Here is a 24,441-nt window from a genome sequence, read left to right as displayed (position 1 = left end):
TTCCTCATACGGGCACACGCACGACCGGCAACTCGGCGGCCTCGCCGAAGTCTGTGAAGGGACCCTTCACAGACTCAGAGTCCGTGAAGGGTCCCTTCACAGACATCCAATCCGAACCTGCGGGCGGGCCGGTCGCCACGGCGGGTCGGCTCTTCGCCAGTCCCACGTTGTCGATGAGGGCCGAGCCAGAAGCCATTCGTGTCACCGTCCGAAACGTCGCCGCCGCCAGTACACGCTCCATCTCGCCATCGCCGCGCACCAGCGGGCGGCGCGTGCGGTCCGCGAAAGCGGTGGTGATCGCGCCGGGGTCTCGATGGCGTGCCCGGCGCAGGCCGTCACTGATCAGTGGCATCGCACGCTCAGTGGCCTCGGGCGTCGACACGGTCCAGCTCCTCCATCACAGTGGTGACTTCTTCGGTGGTGGGCATGGCCGTCGAGCATTCGCGGCGGGTAGCCACGATCGCCCCGGCGATGTTGGCGAAGCGCAAGGTCCGTTCGAGCGGCCAGCCTTGCCGCAGGCCGTAGCAGAGGGCACCGCCGAAACCGTCCCCCGCGCCGAGCCCGTTGACCACGCGCACCGGATGAGCCGGTACTTCGACGATCCCTTCCCGGGTCTTGGCCAGAACGCCGCGCGGCCCCTGCTTCACGACCGCGAGTTCGACGCCTCGTTCCAGCAGCGCGTCGGCGGCCCGGTGCGGGCTGGTCTCCCCCACCGCGATCGCACACTCCTCACGGTTGCCCACCGCGATGGTCACCCGCTCCAGCGCCCGGCCTGTTTCGGCCGTGGCCTCCTCCGGGCTGGACCAGAACATCGGCCGGTAGTCCAGGTCCAGCACGGTCAGGGGTGCCCGGCCACGGGACTGCCAGGCCACGTGGTGCGCGGCCCGGCTCGGTTCCCGGGACAGCCCGGTGACCGTGGACCAGAAGATCCGCGCCTGCCCGATCGCCGCCAGGTCCAGGTCTTGATCGGTGATCGCCAGGTCGGGCGCGATCGGGTCGCGGTAGAAATACAGCGGGAAATCGTCGGGCGGGAAGATCTCGCAGAAGGTCACCGGCGTCCGGAGGTCGCCGATCGTGGCCACGAACCGGTCATCGACGCCCAGCCTGCGCAGTTCCCGGTGCGCGTACCTGCCGAACGGATCATCGCCCGTCGCCGTGATCACGGCGCTGCGCAGCCCGTGTCGCGCGCCGGCGATCGCCACGTTGGTGGCGCTCCCCCCGAGGTACTTGCCGAAGGTCTCGACGTCCTCCAGGCCGACTCCGTCCTGCAGCGGGTAGAGGTCGACGCCGATCCGGCCGATGGTTATCAGGTCGAACGGCGAACCACCCGGCGACGCAGTCATGACCTCTCACCACTCCCTTGCACGCGGGGACCCGGCGCGTCACCCTGCTCCGCGCCGGCTTCACGTGTCAACGGCCCCGGAGAACCGGTGGACCCCGGCGCACCACCCGCCGAAAGGCCCTCAGGTACGCGGAATCCCGAACCCCGGCGTCAGAATTGCTGCCGGGTCGAACTCCGCGAGACCGGCCGCCACCTCCGGCCAGCTGTCGCCGTAATGCGTGCGCCAGTGGCTGGGGGTCAGGGGACGCGAGCCGATCGGGTAGATCGTGGCGTCGGCGGTCTGTTCCAGATCGTCGGCTGCTTCGGCGGTGCGGCGCAGGGTGCGGTCGATGTAGTCCCTGCCGGAGTCGGCGGGTGCGGCGCGGAGGACGTCGAACAGCAGCGTCAGCTCGCCGGGTCGGGGCGGCTGGTTCCGGCGGTGCTGGGGAAGGCGCAGGCGGGGCCGGGTGAATTTCGCGCTGTCGTGGGGAAAGACGAGGACGAACGACAGGCCGTCGGGGTGCCAGTCGTCGGCGCCCAGTGCGGTCAGCTGGTCGGGGATGATCCGGTCGGCGGTGGTGCCGGGCAGGAAGACGTCCAGCCAGATCTTGATGGTGTCGGCCCATTTTCGCCGCGCGATCCACGCGTCGATGATCGAGGTGATCGAGGTGATGTGGTCGAGCCAGCAGACGACGCCGCGCCCGTGGATCCGGTTTTCCGGTTGCGTGCGCGTGGTCCCGCACGCCTCTCGGATGATCATCTCGACGGACGCGGTGTGGTCGGCCGCCGGGTGGTCCTCGTAGACGGCCAGGTGCAGGTTTGTGGTCATCGGTTCCCGGCCCCGCGACGGCATCACCATCGCGTACACCTCGTCGAACCGGCCCGAGGAGGCGGCGTGCCGGAGGGCGTGCAGGCCTTCCTGCTGGTCGGTGAACGGTACGACGGCGCGCCACACCAGGGGCTGGGCCGGTTCCAGCGTGAGCCGGGCGCGGGTGATCACGCCGACCTGGCCCAGCCCGGCCAGCGCGGAGTCGAACAACCGGCGGTGCTGCTCCGGGGAGCACCACACGAGTTCGCCGGTGCCGGTGGCCACCTGCAGTGCTTCGACCGAATCCACCTGGGCGCCGACCCCCGGCTGGTTGCTGATCCCGCCCACGGTCAAGGTCCCGCCGACGCTGAGGCCCAGATATCCGGTGTGCCCACCGGCGAATCGCAATCCGCGCGCGTAAAGCTGTGGCACGAGATCGGCCCAGAGGATCCCGGCTTCCACCTCCGCCCACCGCCCGCGCGGATCGATCCGGACGACCCGATCCAGCACGGTCATGTCGATCGCGACCCCGCCGAGGGCGAGCCGCTGCCCGTGCACGGTGTGCCCGGCACCCTGCGCGGCAACGGGTACTCGCAGGTCGGCGCACCTGCCGATGGTCCGCGCGACATCGTCGGCGCTGCCCGGACGCAGGACGGCGGCCGGGAAGCCCTGGCACACCCGCCCCATGTCCCGGCCGGCGGCCTCGATCACCTCGCGGCCGCCGAGCAGGTCGCCGTCCAGCACGTCCACGAAGGACCGGCACATCGCGGAAACCGATCCCCGGATGATCGGGTCGTAGCCAAGCGCGGACTGCATCAGGTCTCCAGAAATGGTCGCGGACAAAGGATGATCGCCGAGACGCACCCTTCCCCGCCGTACCCGTGCGGAAAAGCCATCACCCTCGACAGCGGGCGCCCGACCCTCGACACCGTCGATCGACCCCCCTCGTACCCTCTTCGGCAGGGTCGCACCCACGGACAGTTGACTCCATCCGGTGGATTGTGCGTGTTTCTCTCGCCACCCGGTCTTGATCGCCTACTGTGGGGCGAACACTCGTCACGCTCCGTGCCGGGCGAGGGGTTCGGAGCAGACCCGGCAGATCCTGGGGAAGGGCGGGACGATGGGGACACCGGAACGTGATCCGCACCGTTGCATCTCCGGCCTGACCAGCCTCGTCGGACGCACCACGGCCCTGGACGAACTGCGGCAGCTGCTCATCCGCGACGGCGCCCGGCTCGTCACTTTGCACGGTGACGGCGGAGTCGGGAAAACCCGTCTCGCCGAAGAGATCTTCCGGGAAATCTCGGCCAAAGAGGACCTGGCCGGGCAGGCGGCGCCGTTCGACGATGCCGCGGTCGTGCCGCTCGCGGGTGTCGCGCGCAATGCCGAGGCCGGGTCGCTCCCCCGGTCCGCCGCGGAACGGGAACGGCTCGAAGTGTCCATCTGCCAGGAGATCGTGGCGGCGCTGGAGATCCACCGCGCCGCGGGCAAGACGGTCGACGACCTGCTGCGCGCCTTCGCCGAGCACCTGGCGGGCCGCCGGTTGCTGCTGGTGCTCGACAACTGTGAGCTGCTCACCGACGAAGTGGCCGAGATCGCCGAGTGCCTGCTGGCCGACGATCCCGAGCTGCAGATCCTGACCACGAGCCGGATACCCCTCAACGTCCACGGCGAGTACCTGGTCCAGGTTCGCCCACTCGCGATCCCCGACCGCGGCGCCTCCCGCGATGCCGCGGCGCGCACCGACGCCGTCCGGCTGTTCTGCGATCGCGCGGCAGCAGCGGGAAGCCGGGTCGACGGCTGGACGGACTGGCCGGCCGTCGTGGACCTCGTGCGGATGTCCGGCGGAGTACCGCTGGTCCTCGAACTCCTCGCCGCGCAGCTCGTCGTCGGCATCCGCACCCCGACGGCCGTCCTGCACGACCTCATGGAAACCGGGCTGCTCAAGCTCAAGTACACCCGCGGACGACGCCGGATCCCGCCCCACCACAGCATGCTCGAAGCCACCGTCACGGTTTCGTGGGATGCGTGCGACGTAGCGCAGCAACGGTTGTGGTGTCAGCTGAGCACCTTCGCCGGGAGCTTCACTCTTGCCGCGGCTGGAGCGGTCTGCGCCGAAGATCCCGCCGCCCCGGCCACACGCCGTCACGTCGGCGTCATGCTCGAAGAACTGATCGTTCGCTCCGTGGTCACGCGCACCGATTCCGGCCGATACGTGCTCCGGCATTCCTGGCTGCGCGATTACGGAGAACAGCGTCTGCTCGGCAGCGCGGAGGAACGAATCCTCCGCGAACGCCATTACACCTGGATCACGAACCTGATCGCCACCGCCGCCCGTTCCTGGTTCGGGCCACGGGAATTGCACTGGCTGCACACAGTTCACGACGAACTGCCGAGCATCGACGCCGCCGTACGATGGTGCTGTGACACCGGCCAGATCGCAAAGGGCTACGAGCTGGTCAACAACGCGGCACGCGTACGAGCCCAGTTCTTTTATGCGAAGGAATACCGCTTCACCGAGTGGTACAAAAACCTCCTCACCGCCGACACCGGCCCGCCGTCGACCGAGCGCATCGTCGCCCTGTGCATGCTCGGGTTCATCTGCATCGCCACCGGGAACAAGGACCACGCGCTCGCCGCCCTCGAAGAGATCGACGACCTCATCCCGCACGTCCAGGGCGCTGCCGACCACCCTGCGGTGCTGCTGTTCCGCGGCATCTACCTGGGGCTGACCGACTCTGGCGGCCAGAGCCTCGATCTGCTCACCGCGGCCGCGCACGCCTTCGACCTCGCCGGCGACCAGGGCAGCCGTCAGATGGCCTTCCTCGTGCGCGCGCTGGTCGCCGGCATGATGCGGCACCCGATGGCCGAGGTGTTCACGAAAGAGGCCATCACCCACGCCGGCAACTCGCCGTGGGCGGCGATGTGGACCCGGCTATTGCTCGCGCTCCCCGGAATGCCGATCGCCGACGACGATCTGCCGGACGTCATGGAATCCCTGATCGCCATGGGAGACGCCTGGGAAACCGCCTGGCTGGTCCTCATCCGGGCGCTCGTTCTGGTCCGGCTCGGGAAATTCCGCATGGCCGCGCACATGATCGGCTGCACCGCCACCGTGCAGCGCCGCCACGGCGTGATCTTCGACGGCATGATTCTCTTCAAACGCCGGTTGGACGAGGCGATCACGAAAATCGAGCACCGGATCGGGCGGAAGGCCTATGCCGACGCCTACCGGCGCGGTCAGACCCTTTCCACGCCCGAAATCTACCAGCTGGCCACCCGGCCGGCCGCATTCGACGAGCCGCTCAGCCCGCACCAGCTCCGGATCGTCTCGCTGGTGGCACAGCAGCTGACCAACCGCGAGATCGCCACCCGGCTCAACTCCACGGAAAGCGCGATCACCCAGGCACTCACCCGAATCCGCAAGAGAATCCTGCTGCCCGGCAAGGGACGCAACGATCGCCCGGCGCTGGTGGCCTGGTTCCGGCAGAACTATCCGCACGGCCTGCCCGTCGGCGCGGCCCACGATTCCGCCTGACCCAGGGCTGTGAAGGGACCCTTCACGGACGCTGAGGCTGTGAAGGGACCCTTCACAGCCGTTCGAGCCGGGGGGTGCGGTCGCGTGGAATCGAGACGCGTAGTTGAGTGGGTGTGTGCGCGAATTGTTCAGCCGGCCCGGCGTCCGGTCACGAGCGATCGACCTGCTGATTGTCGTGGTGCTCGGGGTGGGTTCGGTGCCGAGCATCGTGGCGTCGGGCAGGTCGTCGGGTGTGGCGCTGGGAATCACGGTGGCCCTGCTCGCACCGATCTTCGCGCGGCGCCGGTTGCCTGTGCAAGCACTACTGTTCGCGCTCGCCGTCTTCGCTGTGCATACGCTGGTGCCGCCGTCGTACGCCGGCTGGCTGCTCGCTGCCGACCTGGCGCTGCCCGTCCTCATGTACTCGGTGATGGTCTACGGTGATCGGCGCAGCTGGCTGTGGCTGCTTCTGGCGTCGGAGGCGGTGTTCCTGGCCGGGCTGTTCCTCGTCCTCGGGAGTGGCTCGATAACGGCGATCGTGTTCCTGGCCCAGACCGCCATCATGGTGGCCGCGGTGGCCACCGGCGAGGTGACGCGCGTCCGGAAACGACAGCTGGCCATCGCGCAAGAACGTGCGATCGAGGCCGAGGAACACCGTGACGCGCTGGCGAGGGCGGCGGTTGTCGAGGAGCGCGCGCGGATCGCCCGGGAGATGCACGACGTCGTCGCGCACGCGGTCAGCACGATGGTCATGCAGTCCGAAGGCGCGCGGCTGGTGGGTGAACGGAATCGCGCGGCCGTGGACGCGGCACTGCGGACGATCGGCGTCACCGGGCGGGAAGCCGTCGCCGAACTGCGCCGGATCCTCGGCCTGCTGCGCGAAAGCGAGTCCGGCACGAAACCTCCGCCGAGTGTCGGTGAGCTGACCGAACTCGTGGCGAAGGTGCGCTCCGCCGGACTGGAGACCCGTCTCACGGTGGAAGGTGATCCCCGTGGCGTTCCGCCGGGCGCCGCGCTCACCACGTACCGGATCGTCCAGGAGGCACTGACCAATGTGGTCAAGCACGCCCCGTCCGGTGCCCGGTGCACGGTGGAAGTCGACTGCGGGACGCTGGATGATCCACACCGGACTGTTGTGGTCGCCATCGCCAACGACGGCGGTGACGGCCCCCGTCCGCCGGCCACCGGGCGGAGTGGGGCAGGCTATGGCATCCGCGGGATGCGGGAGCGCGCCTCGATGTTCGACGGCGAGGTGACCGCCGAGCCTCAGCCTGACGGGGGCTTCAAGGTCACCGCGCTGCTTCCGCTCACAACCTCCCCGGAGGAGCTATGACGCCCTACCGCGTACTCGTCTGCGACGACCAGGAACTCATGCGCGGCGAACTACGCATGCTCCTCGAAAGCGCCGACCAGCTCTTCATCGGCGTCACCACAGTGAAAACCCACCTCGGCCGAGTACTCGACAAACTGGAAGTACGCGACCGGCTCCACGCCGTCGTATTCGCCGACTGAACAGCGCTCACGTGCCGGAGCGCCGGTGCAGCAGCGTCGCCGTGTCATTGCGCACGACCACGTCGTAGCTCGTCCTGGTCAGCTCCGACAGCCGCTTTTCCTGCTCCGGAATCGACAGCGGCCAGCTTCCTTCCGGCCGCGTCACCACAACCCATTCGGACTGCTCCGCACCCGAAGGATAAGTGGGATAAAGCAACACCCGGCATCGACTCGTCAAATGCGGCGCCAGCCGTCCGGCTGCCGCGACGGTGGCACCGTCGGGCACCCTGGCCAGGATTTCCCTTGCAGCGGCTTGCTGTTCGTCAGTCCAGCGCGGCTGATTCGCATGCAGCAGCACCACCGTCGTCGAACAGAGCGCCGCGACCACCGCGCAAATCGGGGCAGCCCGGCGCAACCACGTGCCACGTGCGCGACGGATGCCGTCCACCGCCGCCAGAAACGCGATCGGGATCAGCACAGCGTCGTAGTAGAGGGCCGGGCTCCAATAGAAATGGAAACCCGACAACAGCCGCCAAGCGAGCGTAGGAACAAGCAGCATCGCAAGGGGCGACCGAAGCGCGGCAAACGCCATCGGTGCGAGCAGTACGGCGAGGGTCGCCACCTTGATGGGGAACCCGGCGAAGGGCGCGAACCCGCCCCACTTGCTCCCGTAGGCGTAAACGCCGCCGTTGATCAAGGGCAGCACCACTTTGATGATCACGGCCGTGGTGACAACGCCGAACGCGACCGTCGCCCAGCCAAGCCGGCGCTGCCCCTGAATGACGAGGTACAAGCCGAGCACCGCCAGCGTCATCGCCAGGTCTTCCTTGACCAGCACCAGCGGCACCGCGTACGCGACCGCCCACCCCCACTCCCGCCGGAGCAGCCGCTCACCCGCGAAGGCCAGCATCGGGACGGCGAAACAGACTTCGTGGAAGTCGTGGATCATCGTTTCCAGCAGGCCGGTGGAAAGCACATAGCCGGCACCGATCGCGACACCCCGCACCGTGCCCAGCACGCGGATCGCATGCCGGGTCACCGGGATGACCGACAGCGCCAGCAACGCGGCCTGCGCCACCAGCAGCATCGCCGGAGACGGCCAGAGCAGATAGAACGGTGCGAGCACCGCGAGAATCGGCGAGAAATGGTCGCCGAGCAGGGGGATGCCGGGGCCTTTGAGATCGGATGTCGGCCAGTGCCCGTCCGCGTAGGAGCGGATGGCCTGCTCGAACAGACCGAGATCCTGTCCGCCACTCTGGAATGCCGCATGCAGTGAAAGGGACCACACCGCATAAATCACCAAGGCGCAGCCGGACAGAATGTAGGGGAGACAAAGCCGGATACGGTCAGGTGCGACACTGCCCGACCGCACAATCGGGCGATCACGCTCTGTTGTTTCCAGTGCACCGACGTGCTCCATCAGCCGCTCCTCGCCCGCGGACCCTCGCCGGTCCACACCGGACGGCGGTGGACTTTTCGGCGCTATACAGGAGGAACGGGCCGCCTCGCGACAGAGGCGGCTCGTTCTGGTGCACAGCGTGCCGAATTGCGGGAGCGGTGGCGTCAGATCGTGAGCCCGATCCGATCATGCCGCGGGAGGACCCGGGTCCTCCCCGGGGAGGACCCGGTCGAGAGTCCACTGAGGACTCGACGAGGACCGCCTCAGCTTCGCCCGACCTTGTCCAGCTCGGCCAGATCGTCGTCGGAGAGCATGGCATCGGAAAAGCCAGAAATGTTCGGCGGAGGAACGAGAGGCTGAACTGCGCGAGGTACCACCTCGAATCGGTGCATTGCTCGCGGAGTGCTTGGACGCGCTCACCGCGCAACTGCCCGAACTTCGGGAATCCGGCGGGGAGCAAGCCGGGGATGAGTAGAACTGCTTACCCACCTCTTGAGTAGTTGTGCCTGAGTGAGCAGGTAGGTTCACCCGACTGAGTCCACAGGCGTGTATCACCTGGTCTTTGGTCCCGTATCCTGTGCCGGAACGGTCACGGGGAGGGATCGAGTATGGGTTTCACAACGGTGCCGGACGCCCCTGCGCGGCGCACGCAGCGCCGCTGGCGAGAAGGTGGTCACTCTGCGCGGCACGAACTACGCCGAACCGGTCGGCCGGGTGGCGGGTGCCGTGCAAGGCGGGAGCGCAGCGGCAGCCGCCGTGCACTGTCAGGACGCCCTGTCCGCCACGTTCACAGAATGGTGTGCCGAGGCCCAGCGTCTCGCCGATAACCTCGGCGTGGCAGCCGACCGATATCAACAGGGCGACCACACAGCAACCGGGGTGTTCCCGTCTGCTACGCCGACGATGCACGAGCCGCGCTGATGGTGTCGCTGGCCGATATCCGCGCATGGAATCATGGCGCGTTGGACGAAATCTGCTCACTCTTGCAAGCCCGGACACAAGTCCTCGTCAACGAGGGGGACGACTACGGCAAGGCCTTGCCGGTCGAGGGCTGGACCGGGCCCGCCGCCGACAACGCGGCCGGACAGCACCGCGCCTTGATGCGGCAACTCGACACGATCGCCGCCGGAGCCGCCGCGCTGGGCAAGGCTATCGGGCAGGCAGCCGACGCCATCATCGGCGTCCAAAGCGCGCTGAAGAATGCCGACGAGCTGGCTCGTAAGTACGGGTTCGCGCTCACCGCCGACGGCGCGATCGTGTGCTTCTACGCAGGCCGGCCGCCGCCGGAGCTGCATCCGCAAGACCGGGCACGAGCACAGACGCAGTTGACCGACGAGGTCGCGCAGATACTGCGCACCGCCAACGACATCGATGTCGACCTCGCGTCAGTGCTCGACCGCGCAGCGGCCGGTCAGTTCGGCACCGGAGACGAATCCACCATCGCCGCCGCTGCCGCAGACGGCGAGAAAGACCCTGGTCTCACGCTGCCCGAGCCACCGCCCAACGCGACACCGTCGCAGAACGCCGCCTGGTGGGCCACCATCTCCGCAGCGGGACGAGGCATTCTCATCCGCGATCGACCCGGCGAAATCGGGGCGATGAACGGCCTGCCCACAGCCGACCGCGACCGGGCGAACCGGATTGTCCTCGACCGCGATTACCAGGAATTGCAGCGCCAGCGGGACGACATCCGCCACCGGCTGGACGGAATGAAACGCAGTGATCCGCAACAGCAGGAAGAATACATATCTCTGGAACGACAACTAGACGCGCTGAACAGCAAGATCACCGGCATGGACCAGATTAAGAACCGGCTCGACCATGCCTTGCCCGGTCAGCCACCCGCCTTCCTGTTGGGCATCGACCCTGCGAACTCCGGACATGCCATCGTCGCCATCGGTGACCCTGACCACGCCGCCAACGTCGCGACCTACGTCCCCGGCACCACCGCGGGCCTCAACGACGGGATGGCTACCGACATCTACCGATCAGACGCGATGATGCATATGGCGACGCAAATGGGGTCACCGTCCACCTCGGTGATCACCTGGGCTGGATACGACGCACCGCAATCCCTGGCGGATGCGGCCAGTACCGGATACGCCGATAAAGCCGAACCTTCACTCCGCCGCTTTCAAGACGGACTCGGGGCCGCGCACCAGGGCCCGATGAACACCACCGTCGTCGGGCACAGCTACGGCACCACCGTCGTCGGCCAAACCGCCCGCGACCTCGGGTTGCCCGCCGACAGACTCGTCATGGTCGCCAGTCCCGGCGTTGGCGTCGACCACGCCGACCAGCTGCACCTCGACGGCACCCCGCAAGACCAAGTCGGCCGGCACGTCTACTCCACCAAATCCTTGACCGATCCCATTCCCGTCTTCACCAACTTCGATGGACCCGATATCGGACTCGACAACATCGATCCCCTCGGCCCCGACCCCCAGGGTTCCGGCAAAGTCGGTGTAGAGGTCCGTGAAGGGTCCCTTCACAGACCCGGAAACTGATGCGCCGTTGCCGTCCGTCAATCACCTCTTTCGGGGTTTTTCTCACCCGGTGAGGGGGCGATCGACTGTTGTAACACTTTAATCCCACATGTCACACTCGCTGCGGCGCGGCGACCTGCCGATGTGGACAGTGAAAGGAATGCACGTCATGTCCGAGAAACATTCAGGTTCCTCGCCGCGCTGGTCCGGCATGGTAGTCGCGGCACTGGTGGCGGCGTTCTTGTCGCTCGGTTTCGGCGCGACGGCGCAGGCGGCACCGGACACCTCGCAGACCGCGCGGGTCCAGCTGGCGAAGAAGGACTACTGCGGGGGCTCCGGCATCAGCAAGTGGGTGCCCGATCGCTGGTTCAAGGCGGACTTCAGCGACTCGTGCGCGAGGCACGACCGGTGCTACTCGCGCGCCAGCAGCACCGATCGGCTCGTCTGTGACAAGAACCTGCTGCAGGACCTGCGTGGCGCCTGCACACAGGCCTACCCGTCCGGGCTGAAGGGCGCGACCTGCCGCGGGGTGGCCAGGACCTACTACGAAGCAGTGCGGAAGTTCGCCAAGGGCCACTATCACGGCTCGGGCAACCCGAACTAGCCACGACGATCCGGGCTCGCCGGAGCCGCACCGCCTCCGGCGAGCCCGGTCAACGGCCTCACCAGGCCGACGTCGACAGCCTCGGCAATCCGTTGTGCAGTAACGGTTTTCAGACCTTCGCGGGCCGATTCCAGCCAGCCGTCCACGCGTTGCACGCCGAGATCGCGGTACTCCACCGCCTGCAACAGCATCTCCAGCCGGTCGGCGTCCTTCCCGCAACGCGCCTCCGCCGTCTCGCGGGATTCGTACCCGGCGACGGCCCACCTCGTAAGCGAAAGCGGCGATCTCAGTGCCGCCCACGTTGCGCTGCGGGCTGCTCGGCAAGCCGGTGCCGTGAAGGGAACCTTCACGGACGCTGAGGCTGTGAAGGGACCCTTCACAGCCTCAGCGGCAGCAGAGCGAGCGTGGCCGCACTAGCCCGTTCGGCCGAAAGTTGTAGGCCGAAAGCACCCCCGCGCGCGGTGGCGGACGCGCGAAGGCGGGATACTGACGTCGCACACGGACAGGGAGGACGCCGGATCCGGTGAGACGAACCGCGGAGGGCCCACTGCGCCGAGGCCTGGTGATCGCGGAAATCGTTATCCTGGCCGCGCTGAACCTCGAGCTGTTCGTGCGCAAAATCCTTCCGCACGGCCTGCCGCTCGCCGAACTCGGCTTCTTCACCGCGGGGCTGGTGGCCGGCGGGCTCGCCCTGCTGCGACGCCGATATCCCGGGCGGACCGCGGTCCTCACCACGTCCGCCATCGCGCTTTCCCTGGTCTGCAGCCTGGTCGGGCTGCTCGCCGTGCCGTCTGCGGCACTCGGCGGCGATCCCGAGGTCTTCGCGCTGGCCCTCCTGGCCGGCGCGAGCTGCCACCGGCTGCCCACGCCGCAGGCCGCCGGGCTGGTCGCGCTCGGCGGAGCGGCGATCGCCGTCGCGCCCCTGGCACGGTACGGAGTCGGTCTCCTCACCCTCGTCACTGTGGTGCTCTGGCTGATTCTGTGGGGATGCAGCGTCGTGGTCGGGCTGATCCTGCGCGACGGCGACACCCGCCGCGAAGCCGCGCTCGCCGCCGCCCGGAACCGGGAACGGCTGGATCTGGCCCGCGAGTTGCACGATCTGGTCGCGCACCACATCACCGGCGTCGTGGTGCGCACGCAGGCGGCCGGTGTGGTGCTCGCCGGCGGCCCGGAACAGGAGCTCCTCCAGGAGATCGAGCATGCCGGAGCAGAGGCGCTGGCCGCCGTGCGGCGGTTGGTCATGATGTTGCGCAGCCCCGAAGAAGCCCCGTCCTTCACAACCGGAGGCCTGGTGGAGACAGTCGAAGCAGCCGTCGACGGCGACACCGCGGTCACCCTCGAACTGGCGCCCGGGCTGGCCGAGCTGGCCGTCACCCCGGAAACGGTTTCCACCGTTCACCGGGTGGTCCTCGAAGCGCTGACCAACGTGCGCAAGCACGCCCCGGAAGCCCGGCAGATCGTGGTCGACGTGGCGCCCGCGGCGGCCGAGAGGACCTTGCGGGTCGAGGTGCGCAACGACGGGCTCCGGCAGACCCGCGCCCGCCGCGCACCGGGCGGGTACGGGCTGGTCGGGATGCGCGAGCGGATCATGGCGCTGGAAGGCAGGCTGACCGCGGGAGAACACGGCGCACGCGGCTGGCGGGTACTGGCCGAACTCCCGCTGCCCGCCGTCACGCAGGCGATCCGGCCGACCGGAAGGGGGGCGGCGCAATGACCTTGCGGGTACTGCTGGCCGACGATCAGGCCATGGTGCGCACCGGTTTCCGGCTGATCCTGGAACGCGAAGCCGGGTTCGAGGTGGTCGGCGAGGCCGGGGACGGCAGGCAGGCGGTGGCGCGCGCCCGCGAGCTGCGCCCGGACGTCACGCTGATGGACATCCGGATGCCGCTGGTGGACGGGCTGGCCGCGACCCGGCTACTGGCCGGGCCGGACGTGGCCGATCCGCTGCGGGTACTGGTCGTGACGACCTTCGACCTCGACGAGCTGGTGCACGAGGCCCTGCGCGCCGGGGCCTGCGGGTTCCTGCTGAAGGACGCCGGCCCGCGGCTGCTCGTGGAGGCGGTGCGGGCGGCCGCGAACGGCGAGGCTCTCGTCTCCCCGTCGATCACCACCCGGCTGCTGGCCCACTTCGCCCGGCCGAGCAGTGCGGCCCGCCCCGCCGATCCGCCGTTGACCCAGCGTGAAGTCGAGGTGACCAAGGCGCTCGCCCGCGGCCGGACGAATGCGGAGATCACCGGGGAGCTGGTCATCTCGCTGTCCACGGTGAAGAGCCATCTCGCCTCCATCCAGCGCAAGATCGCCGCCCGCAACCGCACCGAGATCGTCGTCTGGGCCTGGGAATCCGGGCTGGTGCGCTGACCGGCACGGGTCCGCGCCGCAGCACGCGGCGCGGACCCGGCACTCAGGGGGTTTCCGCCTTGCAGGCCATATCCTGCGCCGGAAGGCGACCGGTGGTCAGGAAGGTGGTGACCACGTCGGTCACGCACTGGTTGCCGCTGACCAGGTAGGTCCCGTGCCCGCCGTGATCCGCGGTGACCATCCGGGCGCGCTCGCCCAGCGCCTGCCGCATCCGCACCGCCCCGGCCAGCGGAGTCACCGGGTCACGCAGGTTCTGCGTCATGAGCACGTTCGACGGGCCCTTGTCGCCGATGCGGACCGGCGGCTCGGCCGGGTCCGGCCAGAACGCGCACGGCTGGATGTTCGCGCCCGCCCCGCCGAAGGCCGGGTAACGCAGGTGGTCGACCGCGACGTTGGCCACGTAGGAGCCGACCGACGTCGGCCAGCGGGAATCGTTGCAGGTGGTGAACAGTTCCCCGGATGCCATGTTGTCCGCGGCCGCCAGGTCTCCCGGTGCGCCCGGCGGTATCTGAACGCCGGCGTCCAGTTCGTGCCACGCCTTCGCCAGTTCGTCGAAGCGCTTGTCGCCGAACAGCGTGGCGAAAGTGGCGTAGCGGAATCGCTTACCGTCGATTTCGTTGTTGGGCTTCCGGTCCAGCCGATCGGCGAGTTCGTAGTACTTCGCGGTGACCTGCGCCGGCGTGCTGCCGAGGTGGTACTTGGCATCGTTCGCCGCGACGAACTTCGCGAAGTCCGGCAGCCGGTCCTGGAAACCCTGGCCGTATAGCCGTTCGTACGGGTAGGTCCAGCCGCCTTCGCTGAGATTGCTGTCGACGACGAACCGGCCGCCCTGCTGCGGGAACAGCGTGGTGTACACCGCGCCGAGGTAACTGCCCCAGGACATGCCGAGGTAGGAGATCTGGGACTCGCCCAGCGCGATCCGGATCTGGTTCAGGTCGCGGGCGGAGTTGGCCGTGCTGATGTACGGCCGCATCCACGCGCTCTTCCCGGTGAGGCACTGCTTCGCGATCTGCTTCGCGTCCGCGGCCGTCTTCAAGACGTCCGCGGTGTTGCGCGCGTACGTCGGGACGATGCCGTACTTCGACTGATCGTGCGTCAGATCGCAGCTCACCGGCGTGCTGTGCCCGAAACCGCGCGGGTCGAACCCGATCACGTCGTAGCCGTCCCGCACGCTCTTCGGGAGTTTCAACTTGGCGAGATCGGCCGGGAAGGTCATCCCCGGCGCGGGGCCGCCCGGATCGGTCAGCAGCACGCCCTTCCGGTGCGCGGGATTCGTGCTGGGCAACCGGGAAATCCCGAGTTCGATCCGCTTTCCGTCCGGATTCCGGTAGTCCAGCGGCACCTGCAGCGTCGCGCACTGCAGATCCGGCGCGGCCTTCGCGACGTCCGCCGGGCACGCGCCCCAGCGCACCCCGCCGGACGGTGCGGCGGCTTGCGAAACCGCCGGGAGCATCGCCGTCGCCAGCCCGGCGACAGCCAGCGCGACGGGTAACGTTCTCCGCATCCTTGGTCCTTCCCCGACTGTGCTCGATGAGTGGAACTCATCGTGCACACGGGGAAATCCTGCGACATCAGGCGCGAGAACGGCTCCGGGTAACGATGTGCTCAGCCAAAAGTACGATCGGCTGAACCCGGACGGCCGGTACCCCCGGCTTTCCATGCGCAGGCGTATGGGCGTCAATGCCTCGTTCGCATGATTCACGAGGGCCCACCCGGGTCGCGGACTGGACCACTACCAGCCCAATCCGGCCGGGAAACCTCCAGGTGAACAGCTATCCGGGGGCATCATCGGAAGACCAATTGGTCCACCGGAAAACGCTGCGGGGGCTTGGTCTCGCGATGCCCATGGCGTGTGCTGGAACCGGGTCCCCCGCGGCGGTGAGGAGGGTGCGATGAGCGCTCCCGGAAAGATCGGCGAGATCCGCGCCCGGCTGCTCGATCTCGTCGACCTGCTGCCGGAGGGGGCCCCGCTGCCCCCGGAACGCGAACTGGCCGTGCGCTGGCAGGTGGCCCGGATGACGCTGCGCCGCGCGATGGACGATCTGGTGCTGCAGGACCTGCTGATCCGGCGGCACGGCAGCGGCACCTACACCTCGCGGCCGAAGGTCAGCCGCCGGCTCGCGATGACCTCGTTCTCCGAGGAGATGCGGCTGCGCGGGATGCGGCCGGGGACCCGGACCCTCGAACTGCGCCGCCGCCGCGGGGACCGCGCCCGGTGCCGTCTGCTGCGCATCCCGGCGGGCGAGGTCGTCGTCGAGTTCGTCCGGCTCCGGCTGGCCGACGACGCCCCGATGGCACTGGAACGCACCTTCGTGCCGGACCGCTACGTGCCCGGGCTCGCCCTCGGCGATCTGAACGGCTCCTGGTACGAGCTGCTCGCCACCCGCTACCGCACCGACATCGTCACCGGTACCTGCCGGATGGACCCGGTCCTGCCCGACCCGCGCACCGCCGGGCACCTGCGGATCCCGGTGAGCCAGCCGTGCCTGCGCATCCGCGGGATCAGCCTGGACGCCCGCGGCCGGGTGATGGAGAGCTGCGAGGCCACCTACCGCGGCGACCGCTACGCGATCACCGCCGATCTGCGGCGGCCGGATCTGCCGCACCCCCGTTTGCCCAGTTGAGCACGCACCGGAGAGGGAGGGATTCATGGCCAGGCACGGAATCGGTTCCGGGCGGCGCATCCGGACGTCGGGGGCGGCCCTGCTCGCGGTCCTGCTCGCCGCCGCCACGCTGTCGGCCTGCGGTGGCTCCGGCGATTCGGGCGGCGCGGTGACACTGACCTTCTGGACGCACACCCATCCGCCGATGATCAAGCTGAACCGGACGCTCATCGCCGAGTACCAGCGTCAGCACCCGAACGTCCGCATCGAGTACCAGCAGATCCCGAACGACGAGTTCGACACGAAGATGCTCACCGCGATGAGCAACGGCACCGGCCCGGACGTGCTGAATCTCGACGACACCACGCTGCGCGGCGAGTACCTGCCGAAACGGCTGCTCGCCCCGATCGACTACGGCGCGCTCGGCGCCGGTTCCGAGGAAGCGCTCAAGAACCGTTACCTGCCAAGGACTCTCGACGGCGCGTCGGCAGACGGTCAGCTCTACGGACTGCCGAGCGAGTTCAACGCGACCGCGTTCGCCGTCAACACCCGGCACTTCGCCGACGCCGGGCTCGACCCGAACACGCCGCCGAAGACCTGGCAGGACGTCGCCACGGAGGCGAAGAAACTCGCCGCCGCCGGGCACCAGCAGGCGTTCAGCTTCCTCTACCTGCATTCCGGCTGGTACACCCAGCAGTTGCAGACCCTGCTGAACCAGACCGGCGGGACGATCACCGATCCCGGCCACCAGAAGGCCACCGTCACCAGCCCGCGGGCACAGGCCGCGGTGAGCCTCTGGACCGGCCTGGCCGCCAGCGGCACCGAGCGCACCGCGGATCCGAACAAGACCTCCCGCGAGGCGACCGCGCCGTTCAACGATCTCGCCACCGGGCGTCAGTCGATGGCCATGGTCTACCCGTGGGCGATGGAACAGATCCGGGAAAGCAACCCGGACACCTTCGCCAGGCTCAAGCTCGTCCCGCTGCCGCAACTGAATCCGGCCGCCCCGGTGAACCGCTGGTACGGCTATTACTGGGGCGTCAGCCGCGCGAGCGAACACCAGCAGCAGGCCTGGCAGTTCATCTCCTACCTGGCGAACCAGTCGCAGCGCTGGCTTTCCGACGTGAAGTTCATCCAGCCGGTGAAGGGCTGGGACACCAGTCCGGCGGGCAAGGGCGTACCCGGGCTCGACGTGTGGTCCACGGCCTACCGGCAGGGGAAGTTCGACGAGGTGGCCCCCCATTTCGCGGAGATCAAGGACGCGGTGATGACGATGATCAACGACACCGTCTTCGACCGCGTCGCGATCCCGGATGCCGCGAACAAGGCCGCGGGGACGATCAACCGCAGTCTGGGGAACTGATGGCCCTGCTCTCGCTCCGTGCTCCGGATTCCCGGGCACCACAACGAAACAAGCCGATGCGACGACGTCGCAACGCGATCGGCGCGCTGTTCGCGGTGCCCGCACTGGTCCTGTTCGTGGTCTTCGCGATCTACCCGATGCTGCAGGTGTTCTACCTGTCGCTGTTCGACTACAGCCTGACCTCGCCGCCGGAATTCGTCGGCTTCGACAATTTCCACTATCTGGCAACGGATCCACAGTTCGGCGCAGCGCTGTGGCAGACCGTGGTGTACGCGGTGGGCACCTATGTCCCGGCGCTCACGCTGGCACTCGTGCTGGCGCACGCGCTCAACACCCGTGCCCGCGGCAGCGGTCTGCTACGACTGCTGTACTTCCTGCCGGTCGCGATCAGCTGGGTCGCGGTGTCGGTGATCTGGCGGGTCGTGCTCAACCCGGACGGCCTGCTCAACCAGGCACTCGGTCTGCACCTGAACTGGCTCACCAGCTCCGACAGCGCGATGTGGGGGCTGGTCGTGATGGGGGTGTGGAAGGAGACCGGGTTCTTCCTGATCCTGTTCCTCGCCGGCCTGCAATCGATTCCGGCCGAACTCTACGAAGCGTCCAGATTGGACGGTGCGGGGGCGTTCGCGCGCTTCCGGTACATCACCTGGCCGATGCTGCTGCCGGTGACCTCGGTGTGCTCGGTGATGGCGGTGATCCGTGGGTTCCAGTCGTTCAGCCCGCAACTGGTGCTGACCAACGGCGGATTCGGCACCCAGGTGGTCAACCTCTTCGTGTACAAGACCGCGTTCGAGAACGCGCGGATGGGCCGCGCGTCGGCGGTCGCGGTACTGATGTTCCTGCTGTTGTTCGGGCTGACTCTGTTACAGCTCAAGGTCTTCGCGAGGAGGGATCGATGAGCGGGCCGCGTACCGCGAGGCTCGGCCGTGGCACCACACTGGTCGCCGCCGGACTCGGCGGGCTGGTTTTCGTGGCGGTGCTGGCGTACGCGATCCTTACCGCGCTCAAGCCCGCCTCCGAAGTGCTGTCGGTTCCACTGCGCTGGTTCCCCAGCACGTTCGAATGGTCCAACCTCGCTTTGCCGTTCACGGAAACACCGTTCGCGCGGTACTTCCTGAACAGCACCGTGGTCGGGGTCAGCGTCACGTTGCTGAACGTGGTGACCTGCACAGCCGCCGGGTTCAGCTTCGCGAAGTTCCGGTACCGCGGACGCGACACCGCGTTCATGATCGTGCTGGCCACGCTGATGATCCCGGTCGAGATCATCTACGTGCCGCTCTACAGCCTGGTCTACTCGCTGGGCTGGGTGAACAGCTTCGCCGGGCTGATCGTCCCGGCGGGCACCAGCGCGTTCGGGATCTTCCTGATGCGCCAGGCGATCGGCAACGTACCGGACGAGCTGATCGAAGCGGCGCGGCTGGACGGTGCGGGCGATCTGCGCACGATGGTGTCCATTGTGGTCCCGGTGGTGAAAGGACCGATGTCCGCGCTGGCGTTGTTCATCTTCATGCTCAACTGGGACTCGCACCTGTGGCCGCTGCTGATCGCTTCCGACGACGAACACCGCACACTCCCCGTCGGGCTGGCCGCGATGCAGGCGGACAACCTCGGCAGCGCCGCGGTGCCGATGATGCTCGTCGCCGCCCTTCTCGCGGCCTTGCCGACCGTGTTGCTCTTCGTTTCTCTACAACGGAAATTCGTGGAAGGCGTAACGACCTCGGCCGGTATCCGATGACCGGCGCCTGGGTCGCTGTGGACAGCGGCCAGACCGGATTACGCCTCGTTTCCGGGCAGCTATCCGGAAACGGTCCCGGATTCGCTTACAGCGAAGGCGATCCCGTCGCCACGATCACCGAGGCTGTGCGAATCGCCGCTCTGGACGCCGGTTTGTCCGACCCGGTCGACGTCGCCTGCCTCGGCCTGACCTGCTACCCGGACGACCCCGCAGACCGCGCACGGCTGGGCGGCGCAATACTCGAAACCTTGCAGGCGAAGGAAGTCCGTCTCTGCGAGGACATGGTGACCGCGCACGCCGGCGCACTGCGTCACGGCGACAGCGTCGTGCTGGCCGCCGGAACCGGCGTCGTCTGCCTCGCAGTCGGGGAGGATGTATACCGGAAGATCGGCGGCGAAGGACACCTCCTCGGCGACGCAGGCGGCGGATTCGCGATCGGCCGCGCCGGACTCAGCGCCGTACTCGCTGCCGCGGACGGCCGCGGCCCGGCGACCGCGCTCACCTTCGTCGCCGAACAGCACTTCGGATCCGTTTCCGGTATGGCACAGCGAATCCACCGAACGACGGCACCGGTCGCCACCATTGCCACCTTCGCCCCCGAAGTCTTCGCCGCGGCCGACCGCCAGGATCCGGTCGCCGGTGAGATCGTGGCCAACGCGGCAGCGGACCTCGCGTGCACCATCGCCGCAGCAGTGCGAGTATTCGACCGCACCGTCCCAGTCGCCTGCACCGGCCGGGTCTTCGAAACCGGCGAGCTGATGATGGCCCCACTCCGGAAGCGGCTGGCCGATCTCGCCCCCGCCGCCCGTCTCGTCCCACCGGACGGCGATCCGCTCGACGGCGCCGTCCGGCTCGCCACCGGCGAACCCGGCCGGTACGCCCGGCTGATGTCCGTACACCATGCCGCGAAATCGGTTCCGGTCGCCAAGGAGACCACAGTGGACAGTCGAGTACCCTTTCCACCCGGTGCGCTGCTGGTGTCCTGCCAAGCACAGCCGGGCAATCCCCTGCACGGTCCGCTGCCGATGGCACGGATGGCCGCCGCGGCCGCAGCCGGTGGCGCGCGGGCTATCCGCGCGAACGGCCCGGCCGACATCGCCGCCATCTGCTCCGAAGTGGACTTGCCGGTTCTCGGAATCAACAAAGTCGCTTGTCCCGAAGGAGTTTTCATCACCCCCACGTTCGCGGACGCTGTCGCAGTGGTCCACGCGGGCGCGTCGATGGTGGCGATCGACGGCACCGCGCGGCCACGTCCCGGCGGCGAGTCACTCGGCGAACAGATCCGGCGGATCCACGAGGAACTCGGCGTACCCGTGATGGCCGACGTCGACAACCTCACCTCGGGAGCCGCCGCACGAGCCGCGGGCGCAGACGTGATCGCCACGACTTTATCCGGTTACACCGGCGGCCCAGTCCCCGATGGACCGGACGTGGACCTGGTCTCCGCACTGGTCGCCCGGCTGGATTGCCCAGTGGTGGCCGAAGGCCGATACCGCAGCGCACGAGACGTGCGGGCAGCCGTCGACGCCGGCGCGTACGCGGTCGTGGTCGGCACGGCCATCACGAACCCGATGGCCATCACCACCCAGCTGGCCAAGGCGATGTCGTGACTGTGCGAATCGGTCACGGGCAAGTCTGTCTCCAGGTTCCCGTCGGCACCCGTCTCGGTGGCTACGCCGCGCGAACCGGGGCGAGCACCGGCACCCTGGATCAGCTGGAAGTGCACGCGGTGACGATCAGCGCGGGCAACTCCCGGTTCGCCTGGCTCGTCGCCGATCTGCCTGCCGTGAACACCGATCTCGCCGAGCCACTGGCCGCCCGGTTGGCCGGAAGCCTGCGGACCCGCCCCGAACTGATCTGGCTGTCCGCCACGCACACCCACTCCGGACCGGAAACCGGCTGCCGTCCCGGCGGCGGCCGAACCCCGCCGGAGTGGCACGAGCAGGTGCTCACCGCCGGTGACCTCGCCGCCGGCCACGCGCTGGCCACCGAGGCCCCCGCCGAACTGACCATCCACACTGGACTGATCAACGATGTCGGCGGCCAGCGCAGCGGAGCGCTCCCCCGGAAAAACGTGCCGGTAACCGTGCTGGCCGCACGTGCGCACGGCCGGATTTGCGGAGTCGTCGTCGTCCTGCCGGTGCACCCGACCGTACTCGGCGCGGACAACCTGCTGGTCAGCGCCGATCTCACCGGGGCGGTACGCCGAGCCGTGACCGCCCGTCTGGGCTGCTGGGCCATGGTCGCGACCGGCGCCGCCGGCGACGTCAGCACTCGCCCCCACCGCCGAAACCAGCAACCGGACGAACTGGCCCGGCTCGCCTGCCTGGCCGCCGACCAGGTCGTCGCGCTCACCACGCCGCCCGGCCGGGCGATCACCCTGGACCCTGCTCCGCGCGGGCCTGCCGATCTGCGCCGGTCACCGGCTGCCGGGAATTTCGAGTCGAAGTGGTCCGCACCAATTGGGCCGGGCAGGCACTTCGCCGACCCGCATCGGCGGTCGAGTATGCCGGTCTCCGGGCAGACCACCTCGCGCTGTGGGTCCGCTCAGCCGTCGAGCACCGCGGCTCCCGAGCCGACCGGCCAGCCGCCAACCGCCCCGAACCCCGAGCACCCCACCGACACCCACCGGCCACCGAGCGCCGCCGCCCCGCACCACACCCTGCCCCTGGGACAGCCTGACGTCCCACGCCGATCGCCGACCCCCAACCCCGGCCAACCCCCGAACGCCGCCAGGCCAACGCAACCCCGCCAGCCCCCGCAAGCCAGGACTACCGGCCAGCCCAATCAGCCATCGACCGCGCCCCCCGACCCCCCGCCGATCACCGGCGCCCGAACCTGGTCCCTCTACCTGCCCGGGCGACTCGACGAACCAACACCCGACGCCACCGCACTCCGGCAGCAGCTCACTGAAGCACGCCGCACAGGGAACGCAGTCGCCGTCCGGACCGCGGAGACCGCGTTGCAAGGTGCCGAACTCGCCGCCTCCGCCCGGATCCGGGAGCCGCGGCTGGTGGTCAGCGCGGTCCGGCTCGGCGATCTGTCGCTGGTCGGCTTCGGCGGCGAGCCCTACCTGGCACTCGAAGCCGCGCTTGCAACCGAAGTCCCGGGGCCGCTCGTCCTGATCGGCTACACCGGCGGGTACCTCGGCTACCTGCCCACCGCCGCCGCGTACCGCACCGGTGCCTACGAGGTGCATATCTCCCCAGTCGCCGAGGGCGCCGCAGAACTCGCCGTGCGCGAGGCCGTCCGTCTGCTTGGAGTCAGCCCCGAAGGTGGGCGGTGAGCAGACTCCGGGCCTCGGCATCCCAATTCTGCTCAAGAAGACCGGTGTGCCGCGTCAGCGAACGGACCGCCGGATTGCGGGAGCGGCGGATCCGCGCCGCGACCGCGGGCAGCGCACCAAGCCTTTCTTGCACGGCCCGCAGATCGGCGAACCCGACCAGGCCCCGTTCCAGCCGCTCTCGCAGGACCCGCGGATCGGCCTGCACCGCCAAGGTGAACAGCGACTTGTCCCGCCCGTAGCAGAAATCGTGCAGGAACAGCAGATCCGCGACCTCCTGTCCGGTCGCGCCGGGGCCGAACGCCGCCTGCCCCAATCTCGCCCGGAACTGGTCCTCGGTGAGGTCCGGATGCTCCGCGTACTCCCGCAGCGCGACCCGGTTGACCAGGACCACCGGATCCCGGTACGGGTTCTCGTCCAGCCCGAGGAAATCGAAGCCGAACGGCCGCAGCTGCCGCCCGATGAGGTTGGTCTCCCCCATTTCGGCATGCCGCGCTCGGTAGGTGAAGAACTCCTGCGAAGGAAAATACGAAGCGAACCCGTGATCACGCACCCACCGGACACTCGCCGCCACCCTCGCCGGCGGCTGGCTGATCATGTCGAGCGAGAAGTAGTACGCGCGCGAAACCTTCTTCGCGAATTCGAGATTCACCGTCCACGGGCTGAAGATCACCGACCAGCGCGGGTCGTAGCGCAGCTCCGCACCGTTCGAGCCACCGACGAAGTAGTTGGGGTGCACCAGAATTTCCGCACCGGGATGATGTGCCCACACCTGGTCGGACAGCTCCCGGACGAATTCGTACTCGACCTCGTAGTAGTGCCGCGGACCGTCGCAGTCGCCACCGGTACAGATGTCGATGTCCGAGGATTCGATGAGCAACCCGTCGGCATTCGGGTAGAAGTCGAAGTACAGCTCGCGCGCGTATTCGAGCATGAACCGCTTCGCGTCCGGCTTCGTCGGGTCGAGGTTGTAGCCCCAGGAATGAATACCCTGCATCCGCGCCAGATTGCCGTTCGCCTGCTGTGCCTTGAGATCCGGCCGCTCGTAGGCGTACTGATTGGTGCCGTCGTAGGTGTAGGGCGTGAATCCCAGCAGCACCCGGATCCCCACCGCGTGCGCGTAATCGATCAGCTGCCCCGCGAAGTTCTCCCGCACGTTGCGGTGCTCGCGGTTGTACTGCCAGGTGATCGGATACCTGCGCGACCGGAACGCGCCCCCGAGCCACAGTACGACCCGGTCCACCCCGTCCACCCGGAAGCTGTCCATAATGGACTTCCAGGTCGTCAGCCCCGCGGTCGGAATCCGGCAGAAGGTCAGATAGCACCCCCGCCCGACCACCGACGAGGCCGCCGCGGCCCCTACCGGCAGCACCGCCCCGGCCAGCGCCGCGGTACCGATCCGGAGCGCGTCACGTCGGCTGACCATCGAGACCCCCGCACTGTCCGGCGATAGTCCTTCGACGTTAGGCCGGG

21 protein-coding genes are annotated in these 24,441 nt (G+C 68.5%); 14 read left to right on the top strand and 7 right to left on the bottom strand.

All coding sequences use genetic code 11. The features are described from left to right. Positions 1-4: 4 nt before the first annotated feature. From D5S19_RS33710 to D5S19_RS02020, 3 genes are all read right to left on the bottom strand, one after another. Positions 5-382 carry a hypothetical protein gene (locus D5S19_RS33710; protein ID WP_120021608.1) on the bottom strand — a complete coding sequence of 126 codons (378 nt, stop codon included), beginning with the start codon at positions 380-382 and terminating at the stop codon, positions 5-7. Further along, positions 360-1,343: a 5-dehydro-2-deoxygluconokinase gene (gene iolC / locus D5S19_RS02025; protein ID WP_120021607.1), complete on the bottom strand. Its 984-nt coding sequence runs from the start codon at positions 1,341-1,343 to the stop codon at positions 360-362. Before iolC ends, D5S19_RS33710 begins: the two co-directional genes overlap by 23 nt. Positions 1,344-1,463: 120 nt before the next feature. Beyond that, positions 1,464-2,945, bottom strand: coding sequence for an FAD-binding protein (locus D5S19_RS02020; RefSeq protein ID WP_120021606.1), 1,482 nt, complete (start codon positions 2,943-2,945; stop codon positions 1,464-1,466). Between the two features lie 304 nt (positions 2,946-3,249). Between D5S19_RS02020 and D5S19_RS02015 the strand changes: the two genes are divergently transcribed. From D5S19_RS02015 to D5S19_RS34000, 3 genes are all read left to right on the top strand, one after another. Then, positions 3,250-5,667, top strand: a complete 2,418-nt coding sequence (locus tag D5S19_RS02015; protein ID WP_120021605.1) for an ATP-binding protein — start codon at positions 3,250-3,252, stop codon at positions 5,665-5,667. Between the two features lie 115 nt (positions 5,668-5,782). Beyond that, positions 5,783-6,979 carry a sensor histidine kinase gene (locus D5S19_RS02010; protein ID WP_120021604.1) on the top strand — a complete coding sequence of 399 codons (1,197 nt, stop codon included), beginning with the start codon at positions 5,783-5,785 and terminating at the stop codon, positions 6,977-6,979. Continuing rightward, a complete protein-coding gene (locus D5S19_RS34000) occupies positions 6,976-7,158 on the top strand; it encodes a LuxR C-terminal-related transcriptional regulator (protein ID WP_120021603.1) in 183 nt (60 codons plus the stop codon). Before D5S19_RS02010 ends, D5S19_RS34000 begins: the two co-directional genes overlap by 4 nt. A 7-nt stretch (positions 7,159-7,165) precedes the next feature. Here D5S19_RS34000 and D5S19_RS02000 read toward each other — a convergent pair whose 3' ends face one another. Further along, complete coding sequence (locus tag D5S19_RS02000) at positions 7,166-8,557, bottom strand: DUF2079 domain-containing protein (RefSeq protein ID WP_120021602.1); 1,392 nt, start codon at positions 8,555-8,557, stop codon at positions 7,166-7,168. Between the two features lie 525 nt (positions 8,558-9,082). Here D5S19_RS02000 and D5S19_RS33995 point away from each other — a divergent pair. From D5S19_RS33995 to D5S19_RS01985, 3 genes are all read left to right on the top strand, one after another. Beyond that, positions 9,083-9,457 (top strand): type VII secretion target, encoded by a 375-nt coding sequence (locus D5S19_RS33995; RefSeq protein ID WP_120021601.1) that lies wholly within the window; start codon positions 9,083-9,085, stop codon positions 9,455-9,457. Next, positions 9,457-11,043 carry an alpha/beta hydrolase gene (locus tag D5S19_RS01990; RefSeq protein WP_120021600.1) on the top strand — a complete coding sequence of 529 codons (1,587 nt, stop codon included), beginning with the start codon at positions 9,457-9,459 and terminating at the stop codon, positions 11,041-11,043. The genes D5S19_RS33995 and D5S19_RS01990 overlap by 1 nt, the downstream gene beginning before the upstream one ends. 148 nt (positions 11,044-11,191) lie before the next feature. Next, complete coding sequence (locus D5S19_RS01985) at positions 11,192-11,626, top strand: phospholipase A2 (protein WP_158605465.1); 435 nt, start codon at positions 11,192-11,194, stop codon at positions 11,624-11,626. On the opposite strand, the gene D5S19_RS31555 is transcribed toward D5S19_RS01985, so the two are convergent. Further along, positions 11,623-11,976 (bottom strand): HD domain-containing protein, encoded by a 354-nt coding sequence (locus D5S19_RS31555; RefSeq protein ID WP_147397307.1) that lies wholly within the window; start codon positions 11,974-11,976, stop codon positions 11,623-11,625. The genes D5S19_RS01985 and D5S19_RS31555 overlap by 4 nt on opposite strands. Before the next feature lie 173 nt (positions 11,977-12,149). Between D5S19_RS31555 and D5S19_RS01975 the strand changes: the two genes are divergently transcribed. Together D5S19_RS01975 and D5S19_RS01970 are read left to right on the top strand one after the other, a co-directional pair. Then, positions 12,150-13,340 carry a sensor histidine kinase gene (locus tag D5S19_RS01975; RefSeq protein ID WP_120021597.1) on the top strand — a complete coding sequence of 397 codons (1,191 nt, stop codon included), beginning with the start codon at positions 12,150-12,152 and terminating at the stop codon, positions 13,338-13,340. Further along, positions 13,337-13,984 carry a response regulator gene (locus D5S19_RS01970; RefSeq protein ID WP_120021596.1) on the top strand — a complete coding sequence of 216 codons (648 nt, stop codon included), beginning with the start codon at positions 13,337-13,339 and terminating at the stop codon, positions 13,982-13,984. Before D5S19_RS01975 ends, D5S19_RS01970 begins: the two co-directional genes overlap by 4 nt. Positions 13,985-14,027: 43 nt before the next feature. Here the strand turns inward: D5S19_RS01970 and D5S19_RS01965 are convergent, their stop codons facing one another. Next, positions 14,028-15,488, bottom strand: coding sequence for an alpha/beta hydrolase (locus D5S19_RS01965; RefSeq protein ID WP_120021595.1), 1,461 nt, complete (start codon positions 15,486-15,488; stop codon positions 14,028-14,030). Positions 15,489-15,876: 388 nt separating this feature from the next. Between D5S19_RS01965 and D5S19_RS01960 the strand changes: the two genes are divergently transcribed. The 6 genes from D5S19_RS01960 to D5S19_RS01935 are packed head-to-tail and all read left to right on the top strand — an operon-like array spanning position 15,877 to position 22,971. Then, positions 15,877-16,608 carry a GntR family transcriptional regulator gene (locus D5S19_RS01960; RefSeq protein ID WP_120021594.1) on the top strand — a complete coding sequence of 244 codons (732 nt, stop codon included), beginning with the start codon at positions 15,877-15,879 and terminating at the stop codon, positions 16,606-16,608. 25 nt (positions 16,609-16,633) lie between these two features. Further along, positions 16,634-17,950: an ABC transporter substrate-binding protein gene (locus tag D5S19_RS01955; protein WP_120021593.1), complete on the top strand. Its 1,317-nt coding sequence runs from the start codon at positions 16,634-16,636 to the stop codon at positions 17,948-17,950. Between the two features lie 56 nt (positions 17,951-18,006). After that, a complete protein-coding gene (locus tag D5S19_RS01950; protein WP_158605464.1) occupies positions 18,007-18,849 on the top strand; it encodes a carbohydrate ABC transporter permease in 843 nt (280 codons plus the stop codon). After that, complete coding sequence (locus D5S19_RS01945; protein ID WP_120021591.1) at positions 18,846-19,685, top strand: carbohydrate ABC transporter permease; 840 nt, start codon at positions 18,846-18,848, stop codon at positions 19,683-19,685. Before D5S19_RS01950 ends, D5S19_RS01945 begins: the two co-directional genes overlap by 4 nt. Then, positions 19,682-21,295 carry a putative N-acetylmannosamine-6-phosphate 2-epimerase gene (locus tag D5S19_RS01940; RefSeq protein WP_120021590.1) on the top strand — a complete coding sequence of 538 codons (1,614 nt, stop codon included), beginning with the start codon at positions 19,682-19,684 and terminating at the stop codon, positions 21,293-21,295. The genes D5S19_RS01945 and D5S19_RS01940 overlap by 4 nt, the downstream gene beginning before the upstream one ends. Beyond that, entirely contained in the window at positions 21,292-22,971 is a 1,680-nt protein-coding gene (locus tag D5S19_RS01935; protein WP_147397306.1) for a hypothetical protein, read from the top strand. The genes D5S19_RS01940 and D5S19_RS01935 overlap by 4 nt, the downstream gene beginning before the upstream one ends. Here D5S19_RS01935 and D5S19_RS01930 read toward each other — a convergent pair. Next, positions 22,949-24,394, bottom strand: coding sequence for a hypothetical protein (locus D5S19_RS01930; RefSeq protein ID WP_120021588.1), 1,446 nt, complete (start codon positions 24,392-24,394; stop codon positions 22,949-22,951). The genes D5S19_RS01935 and D5S19_RS01930 overlap by 23 nt on opposite strands. Positions 24,395-24,441 lie beyond the last annotated feature (47 nt).

The organism is Amycolatopsis panacis (assembly GCF_003600245.1).
Taxonomy (GTDB): Bacteria; Actinomycetota; Actinomycetes; order Mycobacteriales; family Pseudonocardiaceae; genus Amycolatopsis; species Amycolatopsis sulphurea.
The sequence above is the reverse complement of the archived record's forward strand: the minus strand, read 5'-3'. Positions and strand labels throughout refer to the sequence as shown.